The organism is Pseudopedobacter beijingensis, from assembly GCF_042678145.1.
GTDB classification, from domain to species: domain Bacteria; phylum Bacteroidota; class Bacteroidia; order Sphingobacteriales; family Sphingobacteriaceae; genus Pseudopedobacter; species Pseudopedobacter beijingensis.
In genome coordinates this window covers 26354-47132 of sequence record NZ_JBHUDG010000046.1, presented here as the reverse complement: position 1 = coordinate 47132, position 20779 = coordinate 26354, and the positions used below count along the sequence as shown (strand labels likewise).

The window sequence follows — 20779 nt, the reverse complement described above, 5'->3', positions numbered from 1 at the left end:
AAATTACCTTTTGAAAGAAAGTAATAAATCGTTGTTTTTTAATAACTGTAACTCGTTATTTACAATTTTGTAAGAATCTGCTTCAGATAAGTACGCTGTGTATTTATTTTCTACCTCTATATTCGGACAAGACATTTTTGTTTTGCGTATGCTACCAAATTGGAGAGGCGAGGAGTAATCTTCTTTAAAATCTATTGAGCAGGAAAAAGTATTACAACCCAGCATGCCTGACGCTGTACATTGCTTAAGATCAAAATTGATAGTTATATTTTTTTCTGTTTTATATTTTGCAAGGTCTATGCCTTTTATGTTGGAAAGCTTCCATTCGCCCGTTAAGCTGAGTTTTGGGTTTAAAGCCTGACCGCATCCTTTAAGGTTCTTATCTTTAAAAACTATTTCAACAAAATTAGTAGAAACCATTCCTGACATATCGTCTACACAAGGCATATTGTATATTCGTATTTCTTTAATTTCAGATTTAGCAACAGGGCTTACCAATGTGTAGTTATCTCTAAATTCTGTTTTAAAGTCTTTAATGCTGATAGGTTTTTCAAAATCCGGCTGATTAAACTCCAGTCCCTTGTTAACGTAAAGTTTTAAAGACCAAAAAGGTTCTGTTCCGGTTGCGTAAAAATCAATCCCTTTCTTTATGGCATAATTATAATTCCCTTCTGTGGGTTCCTCTCTGTTTATTTTGTATAGAGTCTGATGGAGTTCTGTCTTTTCTTTAGGTGTATTTTTATCTACTAAAGTTAATTGCTGGTTGTTTTTGATGTGGAAATAGTATTCTCCAGACTTCTCCTGTAAAGCTACTGTGGTATCGTTTAGTAAGCTCCACTGTCCCTTATCAGTATTAAAATTAGCTTCTTTCCCCAGGTATATGGTGCTCTTTTCAAAAGAATAATCCTCTTTAAATAGCAGAGTTGTTTTTATTCCTTCGCAATCAGCACATGGCAATACACCTTGATATTCGCCAATAAATTCAGAATTTGAAGAGGAGAGATGAGAACATGACAATGTTCCCAAAATACATAAGGCGGCCGATAAGATTAATATATTTTTCATCTGCATGTTTTATTGTTCCGTACTTTATCCCAATAAAGGATCTTCAAACGGATTTAATCGATATAGATACCTGAAAAGTAAAGTTATGTTTTTTTAACATGCTTTTCACTTTTCAGGTACCTTTAAAACATACAGTCAATGTAAAATAATAATATTACTTATTGGCCTATTCCTTCTAATACGTAAATAGCGGTAGCCGGATTTGTAGCTAAAGGAACGTTATGTACATCGCACACCCGCAATAACATCTGTACATCTGGTTCATGCGGGTGTTTACCCAGCGGATCGCGGAAAAACAATATTCCAGCCAGATCTCCTTCTGCTGCCATAGCTGCAATTTGAGCATCGCCACCTTTAGGTCCACTTAATTTTTTAGTTACCGATAATCCGGTTTTCTCTATCAAACCTCCCGTTGTACCGGTAGCAATCAAGTCCATTTCAGCAAGAACTTGTTTGTGTTCCTCCACAAAGGTTATCATCTCCGCTTTTTTGCCATCATGGGCAATTAATGCAATTCGTTTCTTCATATATTTCAATTATAAGATTGAGTTCATAATTTATCCAAAAAAGAGGTAAGCTAATATAATTGCGGCAATTAAACCAACCAAATCTGCAATAAGCCCACAAACTAAGGCATGTCTGGTGTTTTTAATACCTATAGAGCCAAAGTAAACAGCAAGTACATAAAAAGTAGTTTCAGAAGAGCCTTGTATAATGCTGGCTAATCTGCCCTGAAACGAATCGGCACCATAAGTTGTCATCACATCAATCATAAGTCCTCTTGCGCCACCACCACTTAAAGTTTTCATTAATCCAACAGGTAATGCAGGAACAAATGAAGTATCTAAACCACAAAATGCAACTGCATGTGCCACTCCATCTATAATATAATCCATACATCCCGTAGTCCTGAATGCAGATATTGCTACTAAAATGGCAATCAGAAAAGGAATAATCATTACAGCCGTATTAAAACCTTCCTTTGCACCGTCTATAAAAGCATCGTAAACATTTATTTTTTTGATGCTCCCATATACTATAAACAAAATGATGATGGAAAAAATAAGTAAACCTCCAATTAATCCCGTTATTTTCTGCATTTGATCTGGAGGAAGTCCGTTAAGCGAGTAATAAAGTATCCCCATCAGTACTGCAAAACTGCCCAGAAAAATCATCACCGGAAGCTTAAACAGATTTATACGCTGAAACGCTGCTACGGCCAGCATTCCGGAAATAAAAGAAATAAACGTACCTATTAAAGAAGGAATAAATATATCAGCCGGGTTTGCGGCTCCATTAGCCATTCTTAAAGCAATAACAGAAGTAGGGATTAAAGTTATGCCCGCAGTATTTAGCACCAGAAACATAATCTGGGCATTAGTAGCCGTATCTTTAGAAGGGTTAAGCTCCTGAAGTTCCTGCATAGCCCTTAACCCCACAGGAGTAGCAGCATTGTCCAAACCCAGCATATTAGCACTAAAGTTCATGATAATTGAACCGTTTGCAGGATGGTTTTTAGGAACACCAGGAAACAACTTAGAGAAGAAAGGATTTACCCCTTTTGCAAAAAGAGAAATCATTCCGGCTTTTTCTCCAATTTTCATAATTCCCAGCCAAAAGGTCATTATCCCCACAAGTCCAAGAGATATTTCGGCTCCCGTTTTGGCACTGTCGAACATACCGTTCATTACGTCTGAGAATATTTGTGTATCTCCCAAAAAGATAAGCTTGCATAATGCAACCACAAAGGCAATAACAAAAAAAGCAATCCAAACGTAATTTAAAGCCATATATCTATAATCTGCTTTAAAGGTAAAGCTTAGCTTTTAAACTCAGAAATAAAATTTACGGTTTACAGGCGTATTCGTTAACTCACAAAAACAATATACTCGTCACTAATGGTTTCCATCCCTTTGAATTTTTGCAGGAGTTTAGCTATGGTAATCACATCCTTTTGGCAATAGGTGGCTATTTTCTCCAGGTTTTGTTCAACATAATAAACATGGGCAACCTGGCTTCCGTCTATATCTTCTTTTGGAGTGGGGATATCAAAAATAGCTGCCAATAGCTCCAGACTGGTGTAGTTTTTATAATCTCCAAATTTCCAAAGCTCTAAAGTATCCAGCAAATTAACCTCCCATGGTCGTTTTTTGGTAACATTTAATTGATAGGGGATTTTTATTCCATTAATAAGCATTCTTCTGCAGAGATAAGGAAAATCAAATTCTTTTCCGTTATGAGCACATAGCGTTATCTCTTTCGGGAGACTATGAAGCATAGCTGCGAAATTATTTAAAATTTCACTTTCATCATGACCATGAAATGATTTAATTCTAAGCTCATTATCATCTCTAAACTTACCCACAGATATACATACGATTTTCCCGAATTCGGCCCATATTCCTGCTCTTTCGTAAAACTCTTCAGGCGTTTCTTCGTGTTTACGGGCATAGCTTGATTTTTTTTCCCAAAGCAACTTCAGTTTATCAGGAAGATCCTCAAACCTACTTTGTTGCGGAACGGTTTCTATGTCCAGAAAAAGGATTTCGGTAAGATTGGTTGCTTCAAGCATAGACATTGGTTTTTCTTAAAAATAAGGAAAATTTGATAAAGCACTAATGTGCTGTTTTATATGATTTATTTATCAAACAAAACCCTATTTTGTTGTTTTATTTTTATAAAAAATCATTTTATTTTGATTATTTGATAATAAATATTTTATTTTGTTGTTGTTTTGTTAATTTTAATATTCAATTAATAGAAAGTTTATGGACTTATCAGAGAGGTTAACGGAAAAATACGAAGCAGTAATTGGATTAGAAGTACATGTGCAATTATCTACTGTTTCTAAAGCATTTTCAGCAGATTCTGCTAGTTTTGGCAATCAACCAAACAGCAATATCAGCGTGGTTTCGCTAGGTTTGCCAGGCGCACTTCCGCAAACCAATGAAGCTATGGTTAAAAATGCCGTTAAATTAGGATTAGCCTTAAATTGTGAAATTAATCAACACCATTTTTTTGATAGAAAAAACTACTTCTATGCAGATTTACCCAAAGGGTATCAGATTACTCAGGATAACCAACCTATATGCCAAAAAGGGTATATAATAGTAAAATTAGGTAAAAGCGAAAGGAAGGTGGCTTTAAATAGAATACATATTGAAGAAGATGCCGGAAAAAGTATTCATGATTTGCATGAAACCTATTCATATATAGATTTAAACAGAGCAGGAGTTCCTTTATTGGAAGTGGTTTCAGAGCCTGTAATTAAATCAGCAGAAGAAGCAGCCGCTTATTTTTCTGAACTAAGAAAAATAGTTCGTTATCTGGAAATATGTGATGGAAACCTGGAAGAAGGATCTATGCGTTGTGATGCTAATATATCGGTGCGATTGAAAGGGGAGACAAAATTAGGAAAGCGTTGCGAGGTTAAGAATCTAAACTCTATAAAAAACTTGCAAAGAGCCATAGAATATGAAATAAAAAGACAGATTAATTTATTAGAAAAAGGCGAAGAAATAGAACAGAACACCCTTAACTTTGATGCTTTAACAGGAATTACAACACCTTTACGATCAAAAGAAATGGCTAATGATTACCGTTATTTTCCAGAGCCCGACTTACAACCAATGTATATTAGTGACGATTACATTCTGGAAATAAAAAAGCAGATGCCTTTACTGCCAAACGAGCTTGAAGAGCTTTTTATTAACGAATTTTCGCTGACAGAATATGATGCCATGATTTTGACAGCAGAAAAAAACACAGCCCTGTATTTTATGGAGCTTGCTAAACATACCAAAAACTATAAAGCCTGTGCCAATTGGATTTTGGGACCTATAAAATCCTATCTGAATGTAACCGGAAAAAGTATTACAGATTTAAATATAGCGGCCTCTAAAATAGCACTGATTATTAATATGGTAGACGATGGGGCTATAAACTATAGTCAGGCCAAAGAACATGTATTTGATGCTCTTATTAAAGATAAAGACTTGGATATTTATGAATTTGCCAAATATCATGATATTTTAATAAAAACAGATAATGGGGAGCTTGAACTATGTATTGACTCGGTTTTAAGTATATTTGCTGATAAGGTGGCACAATACCATCAGGGAAAAAAGGGTTTGTTAGGACTTTTTATGGGCGAGATTATGAAAAAAACAAAAGGTAAAATTGACCCAAAAACAGCAAACAAAATCTTATTAGAGAAAATTGACAACTTAAAATCATGAAGAAAAACATCCTAGGAATTCTCCTTGTTAGCTTAGTAGCTTTAGTCTCGTGTAAAAACAAGACAGAATTTGTTATCAAAGGTCAGGTAGAGAATGTAGCACAAGCCAGCAACAAGGTATTCTTATTGTATGCCGATAGTTTAGGACAAATGATAACCATAGATTCTACCTTACTAAATGAGGATAGAAAATTTGTACTGAAAGGGAAAGCCGCACAGCCTGAATTCTATCAATTGTATATAGGTGACAGATCTTATATGTTGATTGCCGAGAACGGTGATGAAATAGATTTTAAAGCCGATATGGCAGACCATAGTGGAGGTTATGAAATTAAAGGTTCTAAAGAAGCCGATAAAATTACCGAGTTTAATAAGATTACAACAGACTTTAGTGCTAAAAACGGAGAGTTAGCCGAAAAATATTCCAAGCTGATTGTAGATCAGGCAGATAAAAAAGACTCTATTATAGCAGATTATCATTCCAAATCTGAAGTTATTATAAAGCCTTTTTTAGAGCAAGCTTATTCTTTTATCGAGAAAAATAAAAGCTCCCTAACAGCTTTTTTTGCTGCTAATGTAATTATGGGAACAGACCCTACAGCTTATGAAGACAAAATTATAGCCTATAGCAAAGAGGCAGCAAAAAGTTTCCCGGAAAATAAAATGATTCAGTCATTTGCAGAACAAATGGAAGCACTAGGTAAAGTAGCAATAGGACAGGAAGCTCCTGATTTTAAAGCAATGACACCTGATGGAAAAAGTCTTAGCCTTAGCGAATTAAGAGGTAAATATGTACTGTTAGATTTTTGGGCAAGCTGGTGTGGGCCATGTCGCCAAGAAAATCCTAATATCGTAAACGCTTACAAGCAATTTAAAGACAAGAACTTCACTATTCTGGGTTTTTCTTTAGATAATGACGAGGCTAAGTGGAAAGAAGCTATCAAAGCAGATGGTTTAACATGGAGCCATGTGTCTGAATTGAAACAATGGGATGCAGAAACAGCAAGAATGTATAATATAAATGCCATTCCGGCTTCGTTCCTTTTAGATCCGCAAGGAAAAATTATAGCAAAAAATTTAAGAGGAGCAGAGCTTCATAAGTTTTTAGCAAAAACATTGTAAAACATAAATTTATGTAATGTTAAGAAAAACCGAATGTTTCATAATTTGTTAATATTACGGTAATCTTATCTTTAGCTTAAGCTTATATATTCGCCACAGATATGAAAGATATGAACGGCAGCAAACAAAAAATTCTAATAGTAGACGATGAAGCGGATATTCTTGAACTGATTGAATATAATCTGAAGAAAGAAGGCTATCAGGTGTTTACAGCAACAAATGGTCAGGATGCAATTACCGAAGCCAAAAAACACAAGCCAGATTTGATTATTCTGGATGTGATGATGCCAAAAATGGATGGGATAGAAGCTTGTCGCTTAATGCGAGCAATGCCAGAGTTTAAAAACACCTTTATGGTATTTTTAACAGCCAGAGTAGAAGAATATTCTGAAATAGCAGGTTTTAATGTAGGGGCAGATGATTACATTCCAAAACCTATAAAACCAAGAGCTTTGGTAAGTCGTATTAATGCCATACTTCGCCGTAATTTACAAAATGACGAAGTTGCCTTAGCAAACAAAATCGAAATTGCTGATTTGGTTATTGATAGAGACGAGTTTTTAGTGTATAAAAGTGGAGAGAAAATAGTTCTTGCAAAAAAAGAATTTGAGCTTCTTTATCTTTTAGCCTCTAAACCGGGTAAAGTATACACCAGAGAAGTTATTTTAAGAAGTATATGGGAAGACTCTGTTGTAGTTACTAACAGAACCATAGATGTACATATTAGAAAACTAAGAGAAAAACTCAAAGATAACTACGTAACCACTGTAAAAGGTGTGGGTTACAAATTTGAAGCTTAAGCTTTAACATTAAACACAAAACAGGTTCCAATACTTTCCGCTTTAATTCAGGAGAGTTTGGAACCTGTTTTCTTTGGTAATAATGCCCAGCCTTGAATTTAAGACTAAATGCTTTAATTAACAGAAGGCTAAAGTTACAAGCTAAAGTTTAAACCAGCAGCAATACAATCCACTTCTGTTCCGTGAATGTATCCTTTAGCCTGCAAAGAAAACCAGTCAGTTAATTTATATTTTACGCCTGCATTCCAGTACATTTTAGTGTTATGAAGTGAATTAAAATGCAGATAATATCCATATTTAAGGTCTATAGCAAAATTAGATAACCAGATACTCGGTCCGGCAGCTACGCCAATCCGCCATCTGTCCAAAGATGTTGCTTTAGACTGATAAGTCTCCTCATTCCGGTTAGGATCATATATAGTATAATAATAAACAGCATCGGTACCCACTCCCAAATCAATAAAAGAACTTATCCTATAGCTGTAACCAGCATATAAACCTGTTTTATAAAGTCCATCTTTACTTTTATAAACTCCCCGGCGACCCAGATTTAAACCCAGTTCCAGATTATGTTTTTTAAAGCGCTGTTCAGGAGCATCATCAGTATTTTTATCCAGATTATTTTCCAGTCTTCTTTTAAGACTTATGCCAAAATTCCCCATATTCATACCATCGTTAGGTACTCGCATGGCTCCGTTAGAAAAGTGTAGCACACCAACACTTAAGGATAAGCTTGTTTTTTCTGAAAGAGGTGCTTCAAGATTTAAAGCCGCCCGGGAATATAAATTCACCCGGCTTCCTATAATAGTGTTGCCGTTGGTATAAAAAGTTTGTTGAGTATATCCCAATCCTAATGATGGATTGATATTGATATTGAACAAATTATTTTTGTAAAGCTGGAACGATAAGCCCGATAATAAAGCATAAGAGTTTCCAAACTGGTTGCCTTCTCCTTTAACCAATAATTGTTGGGTATTTTTGAAATCAAAGATAAAATCTACACTTTTTATACTCAATTTTTTAGCCCAATCCTTATTTTCCGTTTGTTTGTGGTAAATAAGCTCGCCACCATAAATATCATTAGAAAGTTTATAGTGTGACGGAAAGTAGGCAAATGTTTTTTGAAGTTTTATTTCGACAGCATCAGCGCCCGAATAAGATTGAGATTTTACCGCCCCACCGGTAAACAAAAGGAGAGCAAAAGGTAAAAATGCCCGATTAAAGCATTTATTAAACATGGATTATAGAACGTTAGTTAAAGGTTATTAAATTATTCTTGTAAAAAGTACGAAAATGATGTTTTTTTCTGAAAACTAAGATATTTATTGATAAATAGCTACTGACCAAAATTATTATCTTTGTCCCCTATGAAGTTTCCAAAATTCGAAGACATTATACTTTACGAAGATTCAGATCTGTTAGTTGTAAATAAACCTCCGTTTTTAAGTTCACTAGACGAGAGAGAGGGTGGAGAAATAAACTTGCTCAGACTAGCAAAACAATACACCCCTGATGCGCAGATATGTCACAGGTTAGATAAAGAAACTTCGGGATTACTTATTATAGCAAAAACACCAGAAGCTTACCGCCATATCTCTATGCAGTTTGAACATAGAAAAGTAAATAAAATTTACCATGCTATTGTAGATGGAACACATGTTTTTGACGATTTATTAGTTGATTTACCCATTTTAAATGTGGGAAAAGGAAATGTGGTTATAAGCAGGGGCGAAGGGAAGCGTGCTGAAACCTGGTTTAAATCATTAAAATATTTCAAACATTACACTTTAATAGAAGCAAAACCGGTAACGGGCAGAATGCACCAAATCCGTATTCACCTGGCCACCCAAAAAGCTTCTATTACCGGAGATAAAATGTATGGTGGAAAACCGGCTTTTCTGTCTCATATAAAACGTGGCTACCGTTTAACAGATGAAGAAGAGCAACCTATTATGAAAAGATTTGCTTTACATGCCCGTCAGTTAACCTTTACCTTACTAAGCGGTGAAGAGAAAACAATTGCAGCTGATTATCCTAAAGATTTTGCAGTTTTATTAAAATTGCTGGAAAAGAACGACGCATAAAATGCTGTTGGGGTGAGTTGTATTGAAGACAGACAGGAGACAAACTCGTGTCAGCTTCGACTTTTCTCCGAGAACTGTTCGATAAAGCTTCGGTAGCCGCCGAAACGGAGTCGAAGCTTTATCGAAGAATACATGTATAATACTCAAGCCAAACACGAACCAGGTACAGGCCAATCTCGAAGCAAGTATTCAGTATATACAGACTTTCGCGGAGTTCAACGGATTTTAACGGACTTTTACAGAGAAAAATAGTTTTTGGAGTAGGTGATTTTTGTTAGAGTAGGATAGGGTAAATTTACCCATAAGTATGCTGTAATCAAAATTTGCAAAAGAAACTCTAGGAAAAATCATTTCTTAGAACATCCACATCGAGCGTAATATTCAATGATGGTTAATTAAAATCAAATTATTGTTTAAAACTAGCTATTTGTGTCTATTCTAAGCTTCGTAATGAGAAGAACATATAGTAAATTGAAAACATGCTATAAAGAAAAAAATAAAAGTGCGGGGGTGCTGGTTTAAATCATTGTTCGTTTCATGCTAAAAATTGTCAATATTATTATATTTGGTGCATGAATCCTTTAATAGCACCATCAATACTTTCCGCAGACTTTGCGAATCTTAAGCAAGATATTCTTATGTTGAACAATAGTGAAGCCGATTGGATACACGTAGACGTTATGGATGGAGTGTTTGTTCCTAATATTTCTTTTGGGTTTCCGGTGATGGCAGCGGTGAAGAATTATGCATTAAAGCCTCTGGATGTGCATTTAATGATTGTTGATCCGGACAGATATCTGGAAGATTTTAAAAATGCAGGGGCTAACGGAATTACTGTACATTATGAGGCTTGTACCCATTTAGACAGAACTATTCATAAAATAAAAGAATTGGAATGCCGGGCCGGAGTGGCTTTAAATCCGCATACACCGGTTGGTTTACTGGAAAATGTAATCGAAGAATTAGACATGGTATTGATTATGTCTGTTAATCCGGGGTTTGGCGGACAAAAGTTTATAGAGAACACTTATGAGAAAGTGAGAAAATTGAGAGCGATGGCGAATGAGAGAAACCCGGATCTTTTGATAGAAATAGACGGAGGTGTAAGTTCGCATAATTCTTTGGCTTTATTAAAAGCAGGTGCAAATGTACTTGTTGCCGGAAATGCTATTTTTGGAGCAGAAGATCCTATACACGCTATTGCGGAGATGAAAAGAATAAATCCGGATATTTTTAAAGCCTAAGAAAATACTTAATGGTTCGTGTTCTTGCGCTCTTCTTCTTGCTTTTTACGCTAAACAGCCATGCTCAATCATTGTCTGAGCTGATAGGGAATGTTAAAAATGAGAAGGGTGAGAGTCTTACTGGTGTAAGCATTTATATTGCAAACTCTAAATATCGTACACAAAGTAACGAATTGGGTAATTATAAGCTGAAAGTGCCGATTGGTAATCAAAAAATAAGCTTCTCTTATCCGGGCTATCAAACTATTGTATTAGATATACATATTGTTGAGCATAAAAGTACCACGCAAGATTTATCATTTAAGGTTTACCATTTAGAAGAAATAAAAGTTACCGACCAAAGGGATAGAACGGAAGGGATTTACCAACTCCATACCAAAGACTTTTTGTTAAACCCAAATGCTTCGCAAAGTCTGGAGTCTATGTTAAAGCAGTTACCGGGGGTTTCTACTAATAATGAACTGAGTTCTCAATATTCTGTTAGGGGAGGTAATTTTGATGAAAACCTGATTTATATTAATGATGTAGAAATATTTAAACCTTATCTTATCAGGAACGGACAACAGGAAGGACTTAGTCTTATTAACCCTGATCTTGCCGGGAATGTTAAGTTTTCTGCGGGCGGATTTACACCTAAATATGGGGATAAAATGTCTTCGGTTTTAGATGTGAAATATCAGTTTAAAGATTCTTTAAGCACTATAGCTAGTTTAGGTTCTAATGCTGTATCGCTAAGCTCATCTATACCTTTAGGAAAGGCAAACATAGCTTTTGGGTATCGTAATAAGAAGAATCAGTCGCTTTTAAAAACGCAACAAGTTTCGGGATCTTATAATCCATCATTCCATGATTTTCAATTATTTGGAGATTATAAGTTCAACAAAAAGTTCAGTATAGAAGCCCTGGCTATTTATAATAAAAGTGATTTTGGTTTGATACCTGAATCCAGGGAGACTGTTTTTGGTACAACGCAAGAGGTGTTGCGTTTGAAGGTGGATTATGAGGGACAGGAAAAAGATAGTTACGAAAATATTGTTGGGGCTTTAACCCTGAATTATAAGCCTAAGCAAAACCTGTATTTTAAATGGATTAATTCGGTTTTTTCGATTAAAGAGAATGAACGATTTGATATTTATGGACAGTATATTTTTGAAGAGCTGGATGGTGATTATTTAAATGGTTCTTTTGGAAAGGTGAAAGGAAACCGTGGTTTTGGGGCTTACCAGGATTATGGAAGAAATCAGTTGAATTCTCAAATATATGCTTCGGAAGTAAAGCTGAACTATATCCGTAACAGAAGTCAGTGGGAAGCAGGACTGAAATATCAATATGATAATCTGAAAGATAAATTGAATGAGTTTAATCTTTTGGATTCTGCCGGATATTCTATTCCGCATCAGCCACAGAATAATAATCTGGAATTACTGGATTACAGGTTTGCTGATAATTCGCTTGTAACAAACAGATTTTCTGGTTATTTAATGAACAGTGCGGCATTAAGCAGTCTTTTCTCTTATTCGGCAGGGGTAAGGTTCAATTATAATTCTTTTACCAAAGAGTTTATTCCAAGTCCGCGTTTTGTGCTAACCTATAAACCGGATACTCATAAAGATATTTTATACAGGTTTGCTAGTGGTTTATATGTACAATCTCCATTTTATAGGGAAATGAGGAATCTGGATGGTACTATTAATTTTGATGTCAAATCACAAAAATCTGTGCATTTTGTAGCTTCTTCAGACTATAAGTTTTACGGTTTGGGAACTGATTTGCGCTTTAGTACCGAATTGTATTATAAGGTATTGAAAGACCTGGTTCCTTATGATATAGATAATATCCGTATCCGGTATCTGGCAGATCGCAGATCTAATGGTTATGCGGCTGGTTTGGACATGTCTTTAAGCGGAGAGTTTGTGAAGGATCTGCAATCGTCTTTCAGGTTATCTATCATTAAAACCGAGGAACAGTTAGAAGGTACCTCTGAATATATCAGACGGCCAACTGATCAGCGCGTCAATTTTTCTGCTTTTTTTCAGGATAGGTTATTTAACAGTCCTACCTATAAGGTTCATATGAATTTTTTACTGGGCTCCAAACTACCGACATGGGCACCCGGAACTGAAAAATCTAAGACTAATTTTACCATACCGGCATATAAGCGGGTAGATATTGGTTTTTCTAAAGATTTTTTAGATGCGGAAAGTGCGCATAGACCAAAAATATTAGATACTTATTTTAAGAATTTAATTGTTTATGCGGAAGTATTTAATTTACTGAATATCAATAATACAGTATCGTATTTATGGATTACTGATGTAAACAATAATCGTTATGCAATTCCTAATTTTTTGACATCTAGACAGCTTAATTTTAAGATTATTGCAAAATTTTAAAATAAAGTGCTAAAAAGGTTTTATTATCTTAAATTTGAATCGGCAAACAAAACTATAAACATAGAGATGAAACATAACTTTGGTGCAGGTCCTTGCATTTTACCCCAAGAAGTATTCAAAGAAGCTTCTGAAGCTGTATTAAATTTCAATAACACAGGTTTATCTATCCTTGAAATCTCGCATCGCAGCAAAGAATTTATTGCAGTTTGCGAAGAGGCAATTCAATTGGTTAGAGAATTGATGAATGTTCCAGAGGGATATTCGGTAATATTCTTACAAGGTGGAGCCAGCTTACAATTCTTGATGACTGCAATGAACTTATTGCCAGAAGGAGGTAAAGCTGCTTATTTAGAAACAGGTGTTTGGGCAAAAAAAGCAATTAAAGAAGCTAAAAACTTTGGTGAGGTAGAACTTGTAGCAAGCTCTAAAGATGCCAACTTTAATTTCATACCTAAAGGCTATACAATTCCGCAAGATGCAGCCTATTTTCACGTAACATCTAACAATACCATTTATGGTACTGAAATGTTTGACTTTCCTAAAACCAACGTTCCTTTGGTTTGTGATATGTCTTCAGACATTATGAGTAGAGAAATAAATGTTGCTGATTTTGGTTTAATTTATGCTGGAGCACAAAAGAACATAGGTCCGGCAGGAGCAACTGTTGTTATTATAAAAGACGAATTGTTAGGTAAAACAGGCAGAACAATTCCTTCTATGTTGGATTATCAGGTACATATAGAAGGTGAGTCTATGTTTAACACACCTCCGGTATTTTCTATTTATGTAGCCATGTTAAACCTAAGGTGGTTAAAAGCTAAAGGTGGTGTTGCTGTTATAGAAAAAGAAAATACAGCAAAAGCTGAGGCTTTATATGCTGAGATTGATAGAAACCCATTCTTCAAAGGTACTGCTGCTAAAGAAGATCGTTCAAGAATGAACGTTACATTTGTAATGGAAAATCCGGAATTGGAAAAAGAATTCCTCAAACTTGCTGAGTCTAAAGGCTGTATTGGTATCAAAGGACACAGAAGTGTTGGCGGTTTCAGAGCATCTATTTACAATGCTTTACCTATTGATGGTATTAATGCATTGGTAGAAGCTATGCAAGAGTTCGAAAAAAGTCAGAAATAATTAAAACACAATTGACCTGTTAAAAGTCAGTATGTTTCTATTCAACAAAGTCGAAATAGTTATAACTATAATTTCGACTTTGTTGAATTTTACATTTGTAAATTTTAACGGGTTCTGTTAATATCATAAAGTAAAATATATTATGAGAATTTTAGCAAATGATGGTATTGATCCGGTAGGTAAAAAACTTTTGGAAGATGCCGGTTTTGAAGTAGATACGCAAAATATCCCACAAGAAGAGTTGGCTTCTAAGTTAAATAGTTATGATGCTATTACTGTTAGAAGTGCGACTAAAGTAAGAAAAGAACTTATTGACGCCTGCCCTAACATCAAATTAATTGGTCGTGGTGGAGTAGGTATGGATAACATTGATGTTGAATATGCAAAAAGCAAAGGTGTTTTTGTAGAAAACACTCCTGCTTCTTCATCTTTATCTGTAGCTGAGCTGGTATTTTCTCATTTGTTTAACGGTGTAAGATTTGTTTACGATTCTAACAGACAAATGCCTGTTGTAGGAAATACTGAATTTGCCAAGTTAAAGAAAAAATATGCTGCTGGTACAGAATTAAAAGGAAAAACCATAGGTATTATTGGATTTGGCAGAATTGGTAGAGAGACAGCTAAAGTTGCTTTAGGCTTAGGTATGGATGTATTGGCTTATGATTTATTTGATGTTCCTGCTGCTTTAACGCTAGAACTTTCTGGTAATATTAAAGTTGATGTTCCTGTAAAGAAAGCTACTTTGGAAGAAGTATTGACTCAATCAGATTTTATTAGCTTACACGTTCCTTTTACTGATAAACCAATTTTAGGTAAAGAAGAATTTGAAAAAGTAAAACAAGGTGTTGGTGTTGTAAACTGTTCAAGAGGTGGTGTTATAGACGAATTGGCTTTAGTTGAAGCTTTAAATAGCGGAAAAGTTGCTTTTGCTGGTTTAGATGTTTTTGATAACGAACCTACTCCAAGGGAAGAGATTTTAAAACATCCAAAAATCTCGTTAACACCGCATATAGGTGCTGCTACTAACGAAGCTCAGGAAAGAATTGGTGTTGAGTTAGCGCAAATTATTATTCAAAGATTAAAAGGATAATCCTTTTTGTATAAAGTGGAGCTGTATCAAAAGTTTTTAGGTTTCGTCATTCTGAATTTGGTTCAGAATCTGAAATATCACTACGAAGAGACCCTGAAATAAATTCAGGGTGACTGCTTATTTTTGATATAGCCCCACTTAATTTATAAAAAAACAAACTTTTGGTTTGTTTTTTTTTTACTTTACAGCCTGCCTGTTTCTGTCTATAAAGTATTGTAATACCCTGAACTTTTATTTTAATTCAAAATCATCGGCATCTTTTAAGAAAGGGTGGTAGTTTCTTATTTCTACCAAATCGTCATAGTTGATGGTAAAAGTATATAGATCTTCGTCTTCTGGTTTATAATAAACTGTTTCTCCTGTTGGATTAATACACATAGAGTGTCCGCTATGATAAGTTTCGTTTCCGTCATGGCCTACACGGTTTACACCTATCACAAAACTTTGGTTTTCAATGGCTCTGGCCTGTATTAAAGTACGCCAGTGCATAGAGCGTTTATCTGGCCAACTCGCAATAATCAGAAGCAGGTCGTATTCTGCATCTTTATTTCTGAGGAAAACAGGAAACCTGAGATCATAACATATTGCTAATCTTATTTTCCAGCCGTTAAGCTCAACGGTTTTTATCTGGTTTCCTGCCGTAAAAGTTTTCTCTTCATTAGCGAAAGCAAAAAGATGCTTTTTATCGTACTGTTCAAGTGTACCGTCTGGGCGCATCCAGATCATCCTATTATAAAACTTTCCATTTTCAGCAATCATCAGACTTCCGGTAACTACAGCACCGTATTTTTCTGCCATGCGTTTCATCCAGGCAACTGTTTTACCATTCATGCTTTCTGCAAGCTCTGCGGCATTCATTGTAAAACCTGTATTAAACATTTCAGGTAAAACAATCAGGTCTGTTTTTTCTCGTAATCCGGATAGTTTAAGCTCTATGTTCTGCAGGTTTTTATCTATATTTTCCCAAAAAATATAAGCCTGGTAAGTTGTTACTTTTAGTTGTTTCATGTCAGACGGTTTTACTTTTATAATTCCATTAAGTTCTCAACGGCTTTTTCAAGTGTTTCTTGTTTTTTTGCAAAACAAAATCGTAAACTTCTATAATCGGTCTTTCTGGTGTAGAATGACGAGTTAGGGATACAAGCAACTTTATTCTCTTTTACCATTTTGGTAGCAAATTCTATATCCTTTAAGTTACCTATTTTTTCGTAAGTAACATTCTGAAAATAGGATCCTTCGCAAGGAAGCAAGGTGAATTTGGTTTGTTTCATCATATCGCGGAACAAATCACGCTTTTGCTGGAAAAATACAGATAGCTCTTCAAAAATATCGTTATTTTTTAGATAGGCAGCAAATGCCATTTGCATGGGCGTATTTACTGAGAATATTTGAAACTGGTGTATTTTTCTAAACTCTTCCATTAATAGTTTTGGAGCGCAGGAATATCCAATTTTCCATCCTGTAGCATGAAAAAGCTTACCAAAACTAGCTGTAATAAATGTTCTCTCTTTTAGTTCGGGATATCTGCAAAGGCTAAGATGCTCGTTATTATCGAAGATGATATGTTCGTAAACTTCATCGCTCAGAATAATAATATCTGTGTTTTTGGTGATATTAATTAACTCTTTAACGTCGTTTTCTTTCAGAATTCTACCTGTTGGGTTATGTGGAGAGTTAATAATAATCATTCTGGTATTTACCGAAATCAGTTTTTTTACCACACTCCAATCTATCTCAAAGTATGGAGGAGCCATTTCATAACTTTTTACCAGTCCACCGAAAGCTTTTACAGTAGGTGCATAAGAATCATAAGCCGGTTCAAAGATGATAACTTCATCATTTTGCTTAATAATTGCTGCTATTGCCGTAAAAATTGCTTGTGTACCACCTGCGGTTATGGTAATTTCATGCTCTGGGTCGTAATAGCTTTGGTGGAAGCGCTGTATTTTATCAGAAATACATTTCCTTAGATCGGGAATTCCTGCCATGGGCGCATATTGATTATTCCCGTTCTTCATCTCTTTTGAGATTAATTTAACAAGTTCGGGATCACAATCAAAATCAGGAAAACCTTGAGATAGGTTAATAGCCTGATGTTCTTTGGCTAACCCACTCATTAATGAAAATATAGTTGTAGGGGTCTTAGGTAGTTTAGAAGATATATTAATCACGTGTTCTTAAATAAAAGAGCAAATTAACCATAATTTTTATTTTAAAGATAGTTTTTGATTATTTGCTTTTATTTTTAGGTTGAACAATAACAACTTATTTTTAGCTGATATGTCTGATAATATTGTAAAGTATAGTTTTTTTGGTAAATCTGTTTGGTTACGGGTTTTGGTTGCTATTTCTTTTTTGCTATTACTGTCTGTTATAAAAATGGTGTTTCTGAATAATAATCTTCATTTGGATTTGTGGGTACAAGAACTGTTTGCTTTATACAAAACCCCGCAGCTTACAAAAGTTGTATTGTTTATTACTGGAATAGGTGATTATCCGGTTATGATTACTTTTTATGTTTTTCTGATAATATGGTTATTGATAAAGCATAAGAACAAATTTTTATCTCTTAAAATAGCTTTTATTGCTCTTGCTTCTGTGGGTTTGATGCACATCCTGAAAAATATTTTTAAAAGAACAAGACCTGTTTCTGATATTTTGGAACCTGTTGGTTATAGTTTTCCAAGTGGCCATAGCATGAATAGTCTGGTTTTTTTTTGTATGTTGATATTTATCTGCCAATATTATTTAAAACAACGTAGCTGGAGAGTTATAGTTTCGGTACTATTTACATTGTGTTTTTTATTGATAGGAATGAGCCGTGTTTATTTAGAGGTACATTATTTTACAGATGTTGTTGCCGGATTTTGTGTAGGATTTATCTGGTTATATGCAGGGGATAGTATATGTGGATATAGGAGAGGATAATTTTACATTTTGTTTAATAGACTGGTTTAGTAACACTATTAGTCTGTTAATAGGGGATATAGCTTAGCGGTGTGTTTCTTTATATAGAAACTTTTTATTTATCTTTGATTGAAGATAAAAAGAATGGAAAAATTATTTGAGATAATTTTCTTGGACGATGCATTCGATTTTTTAAAACAGTTGGAGCGAAAACATTATGAGAAGATTCTTTATAATATTCGTAAAGCTCAACTTGAACATAATCCAGAGCTTTTTAAAAAGCTTACTGATGATATTTGGGAATTCCGAACTCTTTATCAAGGATTGCAATATCGACTTCTTGCCTTTTGGGGTAAATCTTCGACGGAAAATACTTTAGTTATTTCTACTCATGGTTTTGTAAAAAAACGAAGCAAGGTAGCAGATAAGGAAATCCAGAGAGCAATACAGTTAAGGACAAAATACTTTAATCAAAAATAATTGTAATAGTACTCCTAAGCAGGAGGATAAAATAAGTAAGATGTTATGAAGACACATACATTAGATGAAGTTCAGGATCAGTTAATTGGGCAAATAGGAACCCCCGAAAGAAATCATTTTGAGTATGAGCTTCAAATGAATTTAATAGGAAAGGCTATAAAGAAAACACGACAAGAAAGACATTTGACCCAAGAAGAGCTTGGGAAACTTATAGGTGTTCAAAAAGCGCAGATTTCAAGAATTGAAAATAATGCAAGTAATGTGACAATGGATACTTTAATTAGGGTTTTTACAGCGTTGAAAGCAAAAGTTAAATTCCAGATTGAACTTCCTGATCTGAACATTAGCATAGGAGAGTTCTAAAATAACAAAGGGGATTTTAAAAAATCCCCTTTGTTATTTTATTTTTAATGATGATTGGCTTCCTTCTAAAGAAGGTAATACTTATTCTTGCTCCTTATCTTTATCGGCTCCAATTTTAATTAATTCTATTTCGAAAATTAAAGTGCTGTAAGGAGGGATATCTCTTCCTGCACCATTTGGTCCGTATGCTAATTGGTAAGGAATCACGAATTTATACTTAGATCCCAAAGGCATTAACTGGACGCCTTCTGTCCAACCCGGTATAACCTGTCCTAAGTTTAAATTAATGGGTTCGCCACGGTCATACGAGCTGTCAAATTGTTTTCCGTTCAATAAAGTACCTTTATAATGTACGGTAATCATATCATTGGCTAACGGTTTAGCTCCATCACCTGCTTTTAGTACTTCGTATTGCAAACCGCTGGGAGTGGTTTTTACACCAGCTTTTTTCTTGTTTTCGGCCATAAACTTTTCACCTTCATCTAACACTTCTTTATATTTGGCTTTACTTACATCTTTTAAAAAGCTTTCTATCAATTCCGAAGATTTTTCGTCAGAAACCAATAACTCTTTTCCTTGAAAAACATCTTGCATAGCTTTAGAAAGCATCTGATAGCTTAAATTTGTTACTCCGTCTGATTTTAATCCCTGGGCTATCTTTTGTCCAAAAGAATAACTTACCGAGTCCAGATTGGTGTAATTTGTTTTTACAGGTTGTAATGTAGGTTTAGCCGGTTTTGCTACGGCAGGAGCAGTTTTGGGTTTAGTCTGTGCGTTTGCTATAACACTTCCTGATAGCAATAAAGCCGCAAATAGATATCTTCTTTTCATTAATTCTTATAAAATCTGCTAAATATATAAAAAATTAGAATGGAGTTATTGATTAATGAGAAAGGAACTCATTAACCTGAACTAAAGCTATACATTTTACGATGTTGCAGGGGAGTGCGTCCGGTAATATTTTTGAAGCTTTTATTAAAGTGCGAAAAATTATTAAAGCCGCTTTCGTAACAAATATCAGATACGCTCCGGTTGCTACTTATCAAAAGCTGAGAAGCATGGTTTACCCGTAATTCTATAAGAAAACCAAAGAACGTTTTTTTGGTTCTGGATTTAAAATACCTGCAGAAAGCATGTGGAGTAATGTGAGCTATTTCAGCTATTTCGTTTAAACCTATGTTTCTGGTATAATTATCCAGTAAGTATTGATAAACATTATTTAATCTATCTGCCTCATTTAAAGACTGTAAGGTGGTATTCTGTTTATTTACCAGTTCAATTTCGTCGGAAAGACTTATTGCTTTAAGTGCTTGCAATAAAAGTATAATCCTTTCTGACCCTTCGGTTTCTAATAACCTGAACATTAATTCTGCTACATGTTCCTTGATTTGTCCATGTATCCGAATAGCTTTTTTTGCGTTTTCGAGAAGCTTATCTAAATCTTTATTTTCCGGAATATTGAAAAATTGTTCTCCAAAACAATCAGGAGAGAAGTGAAGTACTATAGCTTCCAGCTTTTCTGTTGCATCTGGTTTCAGATATATATCGTCGCTTCTCCATAAATGTGGCAGGTAAGAGCCAAACATAATCAGATCTCCGGGTTTAAAATGATGAATATTATCACCTATAAATTGTAATCCTGTACCTTTTATAATGTAAACGAGCTCTACTTCGTGATGAAAATGCCACATTTTATAAAAATGGGATACCACATCATAACGTACATTAAACGAGTGTTCGGGGTTTAAGGGGATTTTTAATAAATGGGGCTTCAATCTGAATTAATTGTTCTTAAATAACCTGATTTTTATGAAATAATATTTTAAATGTTAAAATACCATCAAAAATAGCTAAATACCT

General features: G+C 34.6%; 20 protein-coding genes. 11 read left to right on the top strand and 9 right to left on the bottom strand.

Translation table 11 applies throughout. From position 1 onward, the window contains the following. Nucleotides 1–3: 3 nt before the first annotated feature. From ACFSAH_RS15885 to ACFSAH_RS15870, 4 genes are all read right to left on the bottom strand, one after another. Nucleotides 4–1065, bottom strand: a complete 1062-nt coding sequence (locus ACFSAH_RS15885) for a copper resistance protein NlpE N-terminal domain-containing protein (RefSeq protein WP_379663725.1) — start codon at nucleotides 1063–1065, stop codon at nucleotides 4–6. A gap of 158 nt (nucleotides 1066–1223) precedes the next feature. Next, a complete protein-coding gene (locus ACFSAH_RS15880; RefSeq protein ID WP_379663724.1) occupies nucleotides 1224–1592 on the bottom strand; it encodes a methylglyoxal synthase in 369 nt (122 codons plus the stop codon). A 30-nt stretch (nucleotides 1593–1622) separates the two neighbouring features. After that, entirely contained in the window at nucleotides 1623–2855 is a 1233-nt protein-coding gene (locus ACFSAH_RS15875) for a nucleoside recognition domain-containing protein (RefSeq protein WP_379663723.1), read from the bottom strand. Between the two features lie 77 nt (nucleotides 2856–2932). Further along, on the bottom strand, nucleotides 2933–3643 hold the full coding sequence (locus ACFSAH_RS15870; protein WP_379663722.1) for a 3'-5' exonuclease: 711 nt from the start codon (nucleotides 3641–3643) through the stop codon (nucleotides 2933–2935). Nucleotides 3644–3833: 190 nt separating this feature from the next. On the opposite strand from ACFSAH_RS15870, the gene gatB reads away from it, so the two are divergent. From gatB to ACFSAH_RS15855, 3 genes are all read left to right on the top strand, one after another. Continuing rightward, on the top strand, nucleotides 3834–5303 hold the full coding sequence (gene gatB, locus ACFSAH_RS15865) for an Asp-tRNA(Asn)/Glu-tRNA(Gln) amidotransferase subunit GatB (RefSeq protein WP_379663721.1): 1470 nt from the start codon (nucleotides 3834–3836) through the stop codon (nucleotides 5301–5303). Continuing rightward, entirely contained in the window at nucleotides 5300–6424 is a 1125-nt protein-coding gene (locus ACFSAH_RS15860) for a redoxin domain-containing protein (protein WP_379663720.1), read from the top strand. Before gatB ends, ACFSAH_RS15860 begins: the two co-directional genes overlap by 4 nt. A 110-nt stretch (nucleotides 6425–6534) precedes the next feature. Then, entirely contained in the window at nucleotides 6535–7224 is a 690-nt protein-coding gene (locus tag ACFSAH_RS15855) for a response regulator transcription factor (protein ID WP_379663759.1), read from the top strand. Between the two features lie 134 nt (nucleotides 7225–7358). Here the strand turns inward: ACFSAH_RS15855 and ACFSAH_RS15850 are convergent, their stop codons facing one another. Then, nucleotides 7359–8462: an acyloxyacyl hydrolase gene (locus tag ACFSAH_RS15850; protein ID WP_379663719.1), complete on the bottom strand. Its 1104-nt coding sequence runs from the start codon at nucleotides 8460–8462 to the stop codon at nucleotides 7359–7361. A gap of 129 nt (nucleotides 8463–8591) precedes the next feature. Between ACFSAH_RS15850 and ACFSAH_RS15845 the strand changes: the two genes are divergently transcribed. From ACFSAH_RS15845 to ACFSAH_RS15825, 5 genes are all read left to right on the top strand, one after another. Next, nucleotides 8592–9308 carry an RluA family pseudouridine synthase gene (locus ACFSAH_RS15845; RefSeq protein ID WP_379663718.1) on the top strand — a complete coding sequence of 239 codons (717 nt, stop codon included), beginning with the start codon at nucleotides 8592–8594 and terminating at the stop codon, nucleotides 9306–9308. Nucleotides 9309–9880: 572 nt separating this feature from the next. Further along, complete coding sequence (gene rpe / locus ACFSAH_RS15840; RefSeq protein ID WP_379663717.1) at nucleotides 9881–10552, top strand: ribulose-phosphate 3-epimerase; 672 nt, start codon at nucleotides 9881–9883, stop codon at nucleotides 10550–10552. Between the two features lie 11 nt (nucleotides 10553–10563). Then, on the top strand, nucleotides 10564–12945 hold the full coding sequence (locus tag ACFSAH_RS15835) for a TonB-dependent receptor (RefSeq protein ID WP_379663716.1): 2382 nt from the start codon (nucleotides 10564–10566) through the stop codon (nucleotides 12943–12945). Between the two features lie 66 nt (nucleotides 12946–13011). After that, nucleotides 13012–14079 (top strand): 3-phosphoserine/phosphohydroxythreonine transaminase, encoded by a 1068-nt coding sequence (serC, locus tag ACFSAH_RS15830; protein ID WP_379663715.1) that lies wholly within the window; start codon nucleotides 13012–13014, stop codon nucleotides 14077–14079. A 142-nt stretch (nucleotides 14080–14221) separates the two neighbouring features. Beyond that, nucleotides 14222–15169 carry a D-2-hydroxyacid dehydrogenase gene (locus tag ACFSAH_RS15825; protein WP_379663714.1) on the top strand — a complete coding sequence of 316 codons (948 nt, stop codon included), beginning with the start codon at nucleotides 14222–14224 and terminating at the stop codon, nucleotides 15167–15169. A gap of 231 nt (nucleotides 15170–15400) precedes the next feature. Here ACFSAH_RS15825 and ACFSAH_RS15820 read toward each other — a convergent pair whose 3' ends face one another. Continuing rightward, the gene (locus ACFSAH_RS15820; protein ID WP_379663713.1) at nucleotides 15401–16177 is read right to left on the bottom strand and encodes a nitrilase family protein; all 777 of its coding nucleotides are present in this window, start codon (nucleotides 16175–16177) and stop codon (nucleotides 15401–15403) included. Between the two features lie 17 nt (nucleotides 16178–16194). Next, the gene (locus ACFSAH_RS15815) at nucleotides 16195–17340 is read right to left on the bottom strand and encodes a methionine aminotransferase (protein ID WP_379663712.1); all 1146 of its coding nucleotides are present in this window, start codon (nucleotides 17338–17340) and stop codon (nucleotides 16195–16197) included. A gap of 109 nt (nucleotides 17341–17449) precedes the next feature. Here ACFSAH_RS15815 and ACFSAH_RS15810 point away from each other — a divergent pair, with 109 nt between their 5' ends. From ACFSAH_RS15810 to ACFSAH_RS15800, 3 genes are all read left to right on the top strand, one after another. Beyond that, the gene (locus tag ACFSAH_RS15810; protein ID WP_379663711.1) at nucleotides 17450–18097 is read left to right on the top strand and encodes a phosphatase PAP2 family protein; all 648 of its coding nucleotides are present in this window, start codon (nucleotides 17450–17452) and stop codon (nucleotides 18095–18097) included. A gap of 123 nt (nucleotides 18098–18220) precedes the next feature. Then, complete coding sequence (locus tag ACFSAH_RS15805) at nucleotides 18221–18556, top strand: type II toxin-antitoxin system RelE/ParE family toxin (protein ID WP_379663710.1); 336 nt, start codon at nucleotides 18221–18223, stop codon at nucleotides 18554–18556. Nucleotides 18557–18601: 45 nt separating this feature from the next. Beyond that, complete coding sequence (locus ACFSAH_RS15800; protein WP_379663709.1) at nucleotides 18602–18919, top strand: helix-turn-helix domain-containing protein; 318 nt, start codon at nucleotides 18602–18604, stop codon at nucleotides 18917–18919. Between the two features lie 81 nt (nucleotides 18920–19000). Here the strand turns inward: ACFSAH_RS15800 and ACFSAH_RS15795 are convergent, their stop codons facing one another. Both ACFSAH_RS15795 and ACFSAH_RS15790 read right to left on the bottom strand, forming a co-directional pair. Then, a complete protein-coding gene (locus ACFSAH_RS15795; protein ID WP_379663708.1) occupies nucleotides 19001–19750 on the bottom strand; it encodes an FKBP-type peptidyl-prolyl cis-trans isomerase in 750 nt (249 codons plus the stop codon). Nucleotides 19751–19821: 71 nt separating this feature from the next. Then, nucleotides 19822–20694, bottom strand: coding sequence for an AraC family transcriptional regulator (locus tag ACFSAH_RS15790; RefSeq protein ID WP_379663707.1), 873 nt, complete (start codon nucleotides 20692–20694; stop codon nucleotides 19822–19824). Nucleotides 20695–20779 lie beyond the last annotated feature (85 nt).

What these genes read in the sequence shown, in the direction of transcription:
- serC (WP_379663715.1), top strand. Translation starts at nt 13,012, where the DNA reads ATGAAACATAACTTTGGTGCAGGTCCTTGCATTTTACCCCAAGAAGTA.
- ACFSAH_RS15845 (WP_379663718.1), top strand. Translation starts at nt 8,592, where the DNA reads ATGAAGTTTCCAAAATTCGAAGACATTATACTTTACGAAGATTCAGAT.
- ACFSAH_RS15875 (WP_379663723.1), bottom strand. Translation starts at nt 2,855, where the DNA reads ATGGCTTTAAATTACGTTTGGATTGCTTTTTTTGTTATTGCCTTTGTG.
- ACFSAH_RS15860 (WP_379663720.1), top strand. Translation starts at nt 5,300, where the DNA reads ATGAAGAAAAACATCCTAGGAATTCTCCTTGTTAGCTTAGTAGCTTTA.
- ACFSAH_RS15825 (WP_379663714.1), top strand. Translation starts at nt 14,222, where the DNA reads ATGAGAATTTTAGCAAATGATGGTATTGATCCGGTAGGTAAAAAACTT.
- ACFSAH_RS15885 (WP_379663725.1), bottom strand. Translation starts at nt 1,065, where the DNA reads ATGAAAAATATATTAATCTTATCGGCCGCCTTATGTATTTTGGGAACA.
- gatB (WP_379663721.1), top strand. Translation starts at nt 3,834, where the DNA reads ATGGACTTATCAGAGAGGTTAACGGAAAAATACGAAGCAGTAATTGGA.
- ACFSAH_RS15800 (WP_379663709.1), top strand. Translation starts at nt 18,602, where the DNA reads ATGAAGACACATACATTAGATGAAGTTCAGGATCAGTTAATTGGGCAA.
- ACFSAH_RS15880 (WP_379663724.1), bottom strand. Translation starts at nt 1,592, where the DNA reads ATGAAGAAACGAATTGCATTAATTGCCCATGATGGCAAAAAAGCGGAG.
- ACFSAH_RS15870 (WP_379663722.1), bottom strand. Translation starts at nt 3,643, where the DNA reads ATGTCTATGCTTGAAGCAACCAATCTTACCGAAATCCTTTTTCTGGAC.
- ACFSAH_RS15820 (WP_379663713.1), bottom strand. Translation starts at nt 16,177, where the DNA reads ATGAAACAACTAAAAGTAACAACTTACCAGGCTTATATTTTTTGGGAA.
- ACFSAH_RS15810 (WP_379663711.1), top strand. Translation starts at nt 17,450, where the DNA reads ATGTCTGATAATATTGTAAAGTATAGTTTTTTTGGTAAATCTGTTTGG.
- rpe (WP_379663717.1), top strand. Translation starts at nt 9,881, where the DNA reads ATGAATCCTTTAATAGCACCATCAATACTTTCCGCAGACTTTGCGAAT.
- ACFSAH_RS15835 (WP_379663716.1), top strand. Translation starts at nt 10,564, where the DNA reads ATGGTTCGTGTTCTTGCGCTCTTCTTCTTGCTTTTTACGCTAAACAGC.
- ACFSAH_RS15850 (WP_379663719.1), bottom strand. Translation starts at nt 8,462, where the DNA reads ATGTTTAATAAATGCTTTAATCGGGCATTTTTACCTTTTGCTCTCCTT.
- ACFSAH_RS15855 (WP_379663759.1), top strand. Translation starts at nt 6,535, where the DNA reads ATGAACGGCAGCAAACAAAAAATTCTAATAGTAGACGATGAAGCGGAT.
- ACFSAH_RS15795 (WP_379663708.1), bottom strand. Translation starts at nt 19,750, where the DNA reads ATGAAAAGAAGATATCTATTTGCGGCTTTATTGCTATCAGGAAGTGTT.
- ACFSAH_RS15805 (WP_379663710.1), top strand. Translation starts at nt 18,221, where the DNA reads ATGGAAAAATTATTTGAGATAATTTTCTTGGACGATGCATTCGATTTT.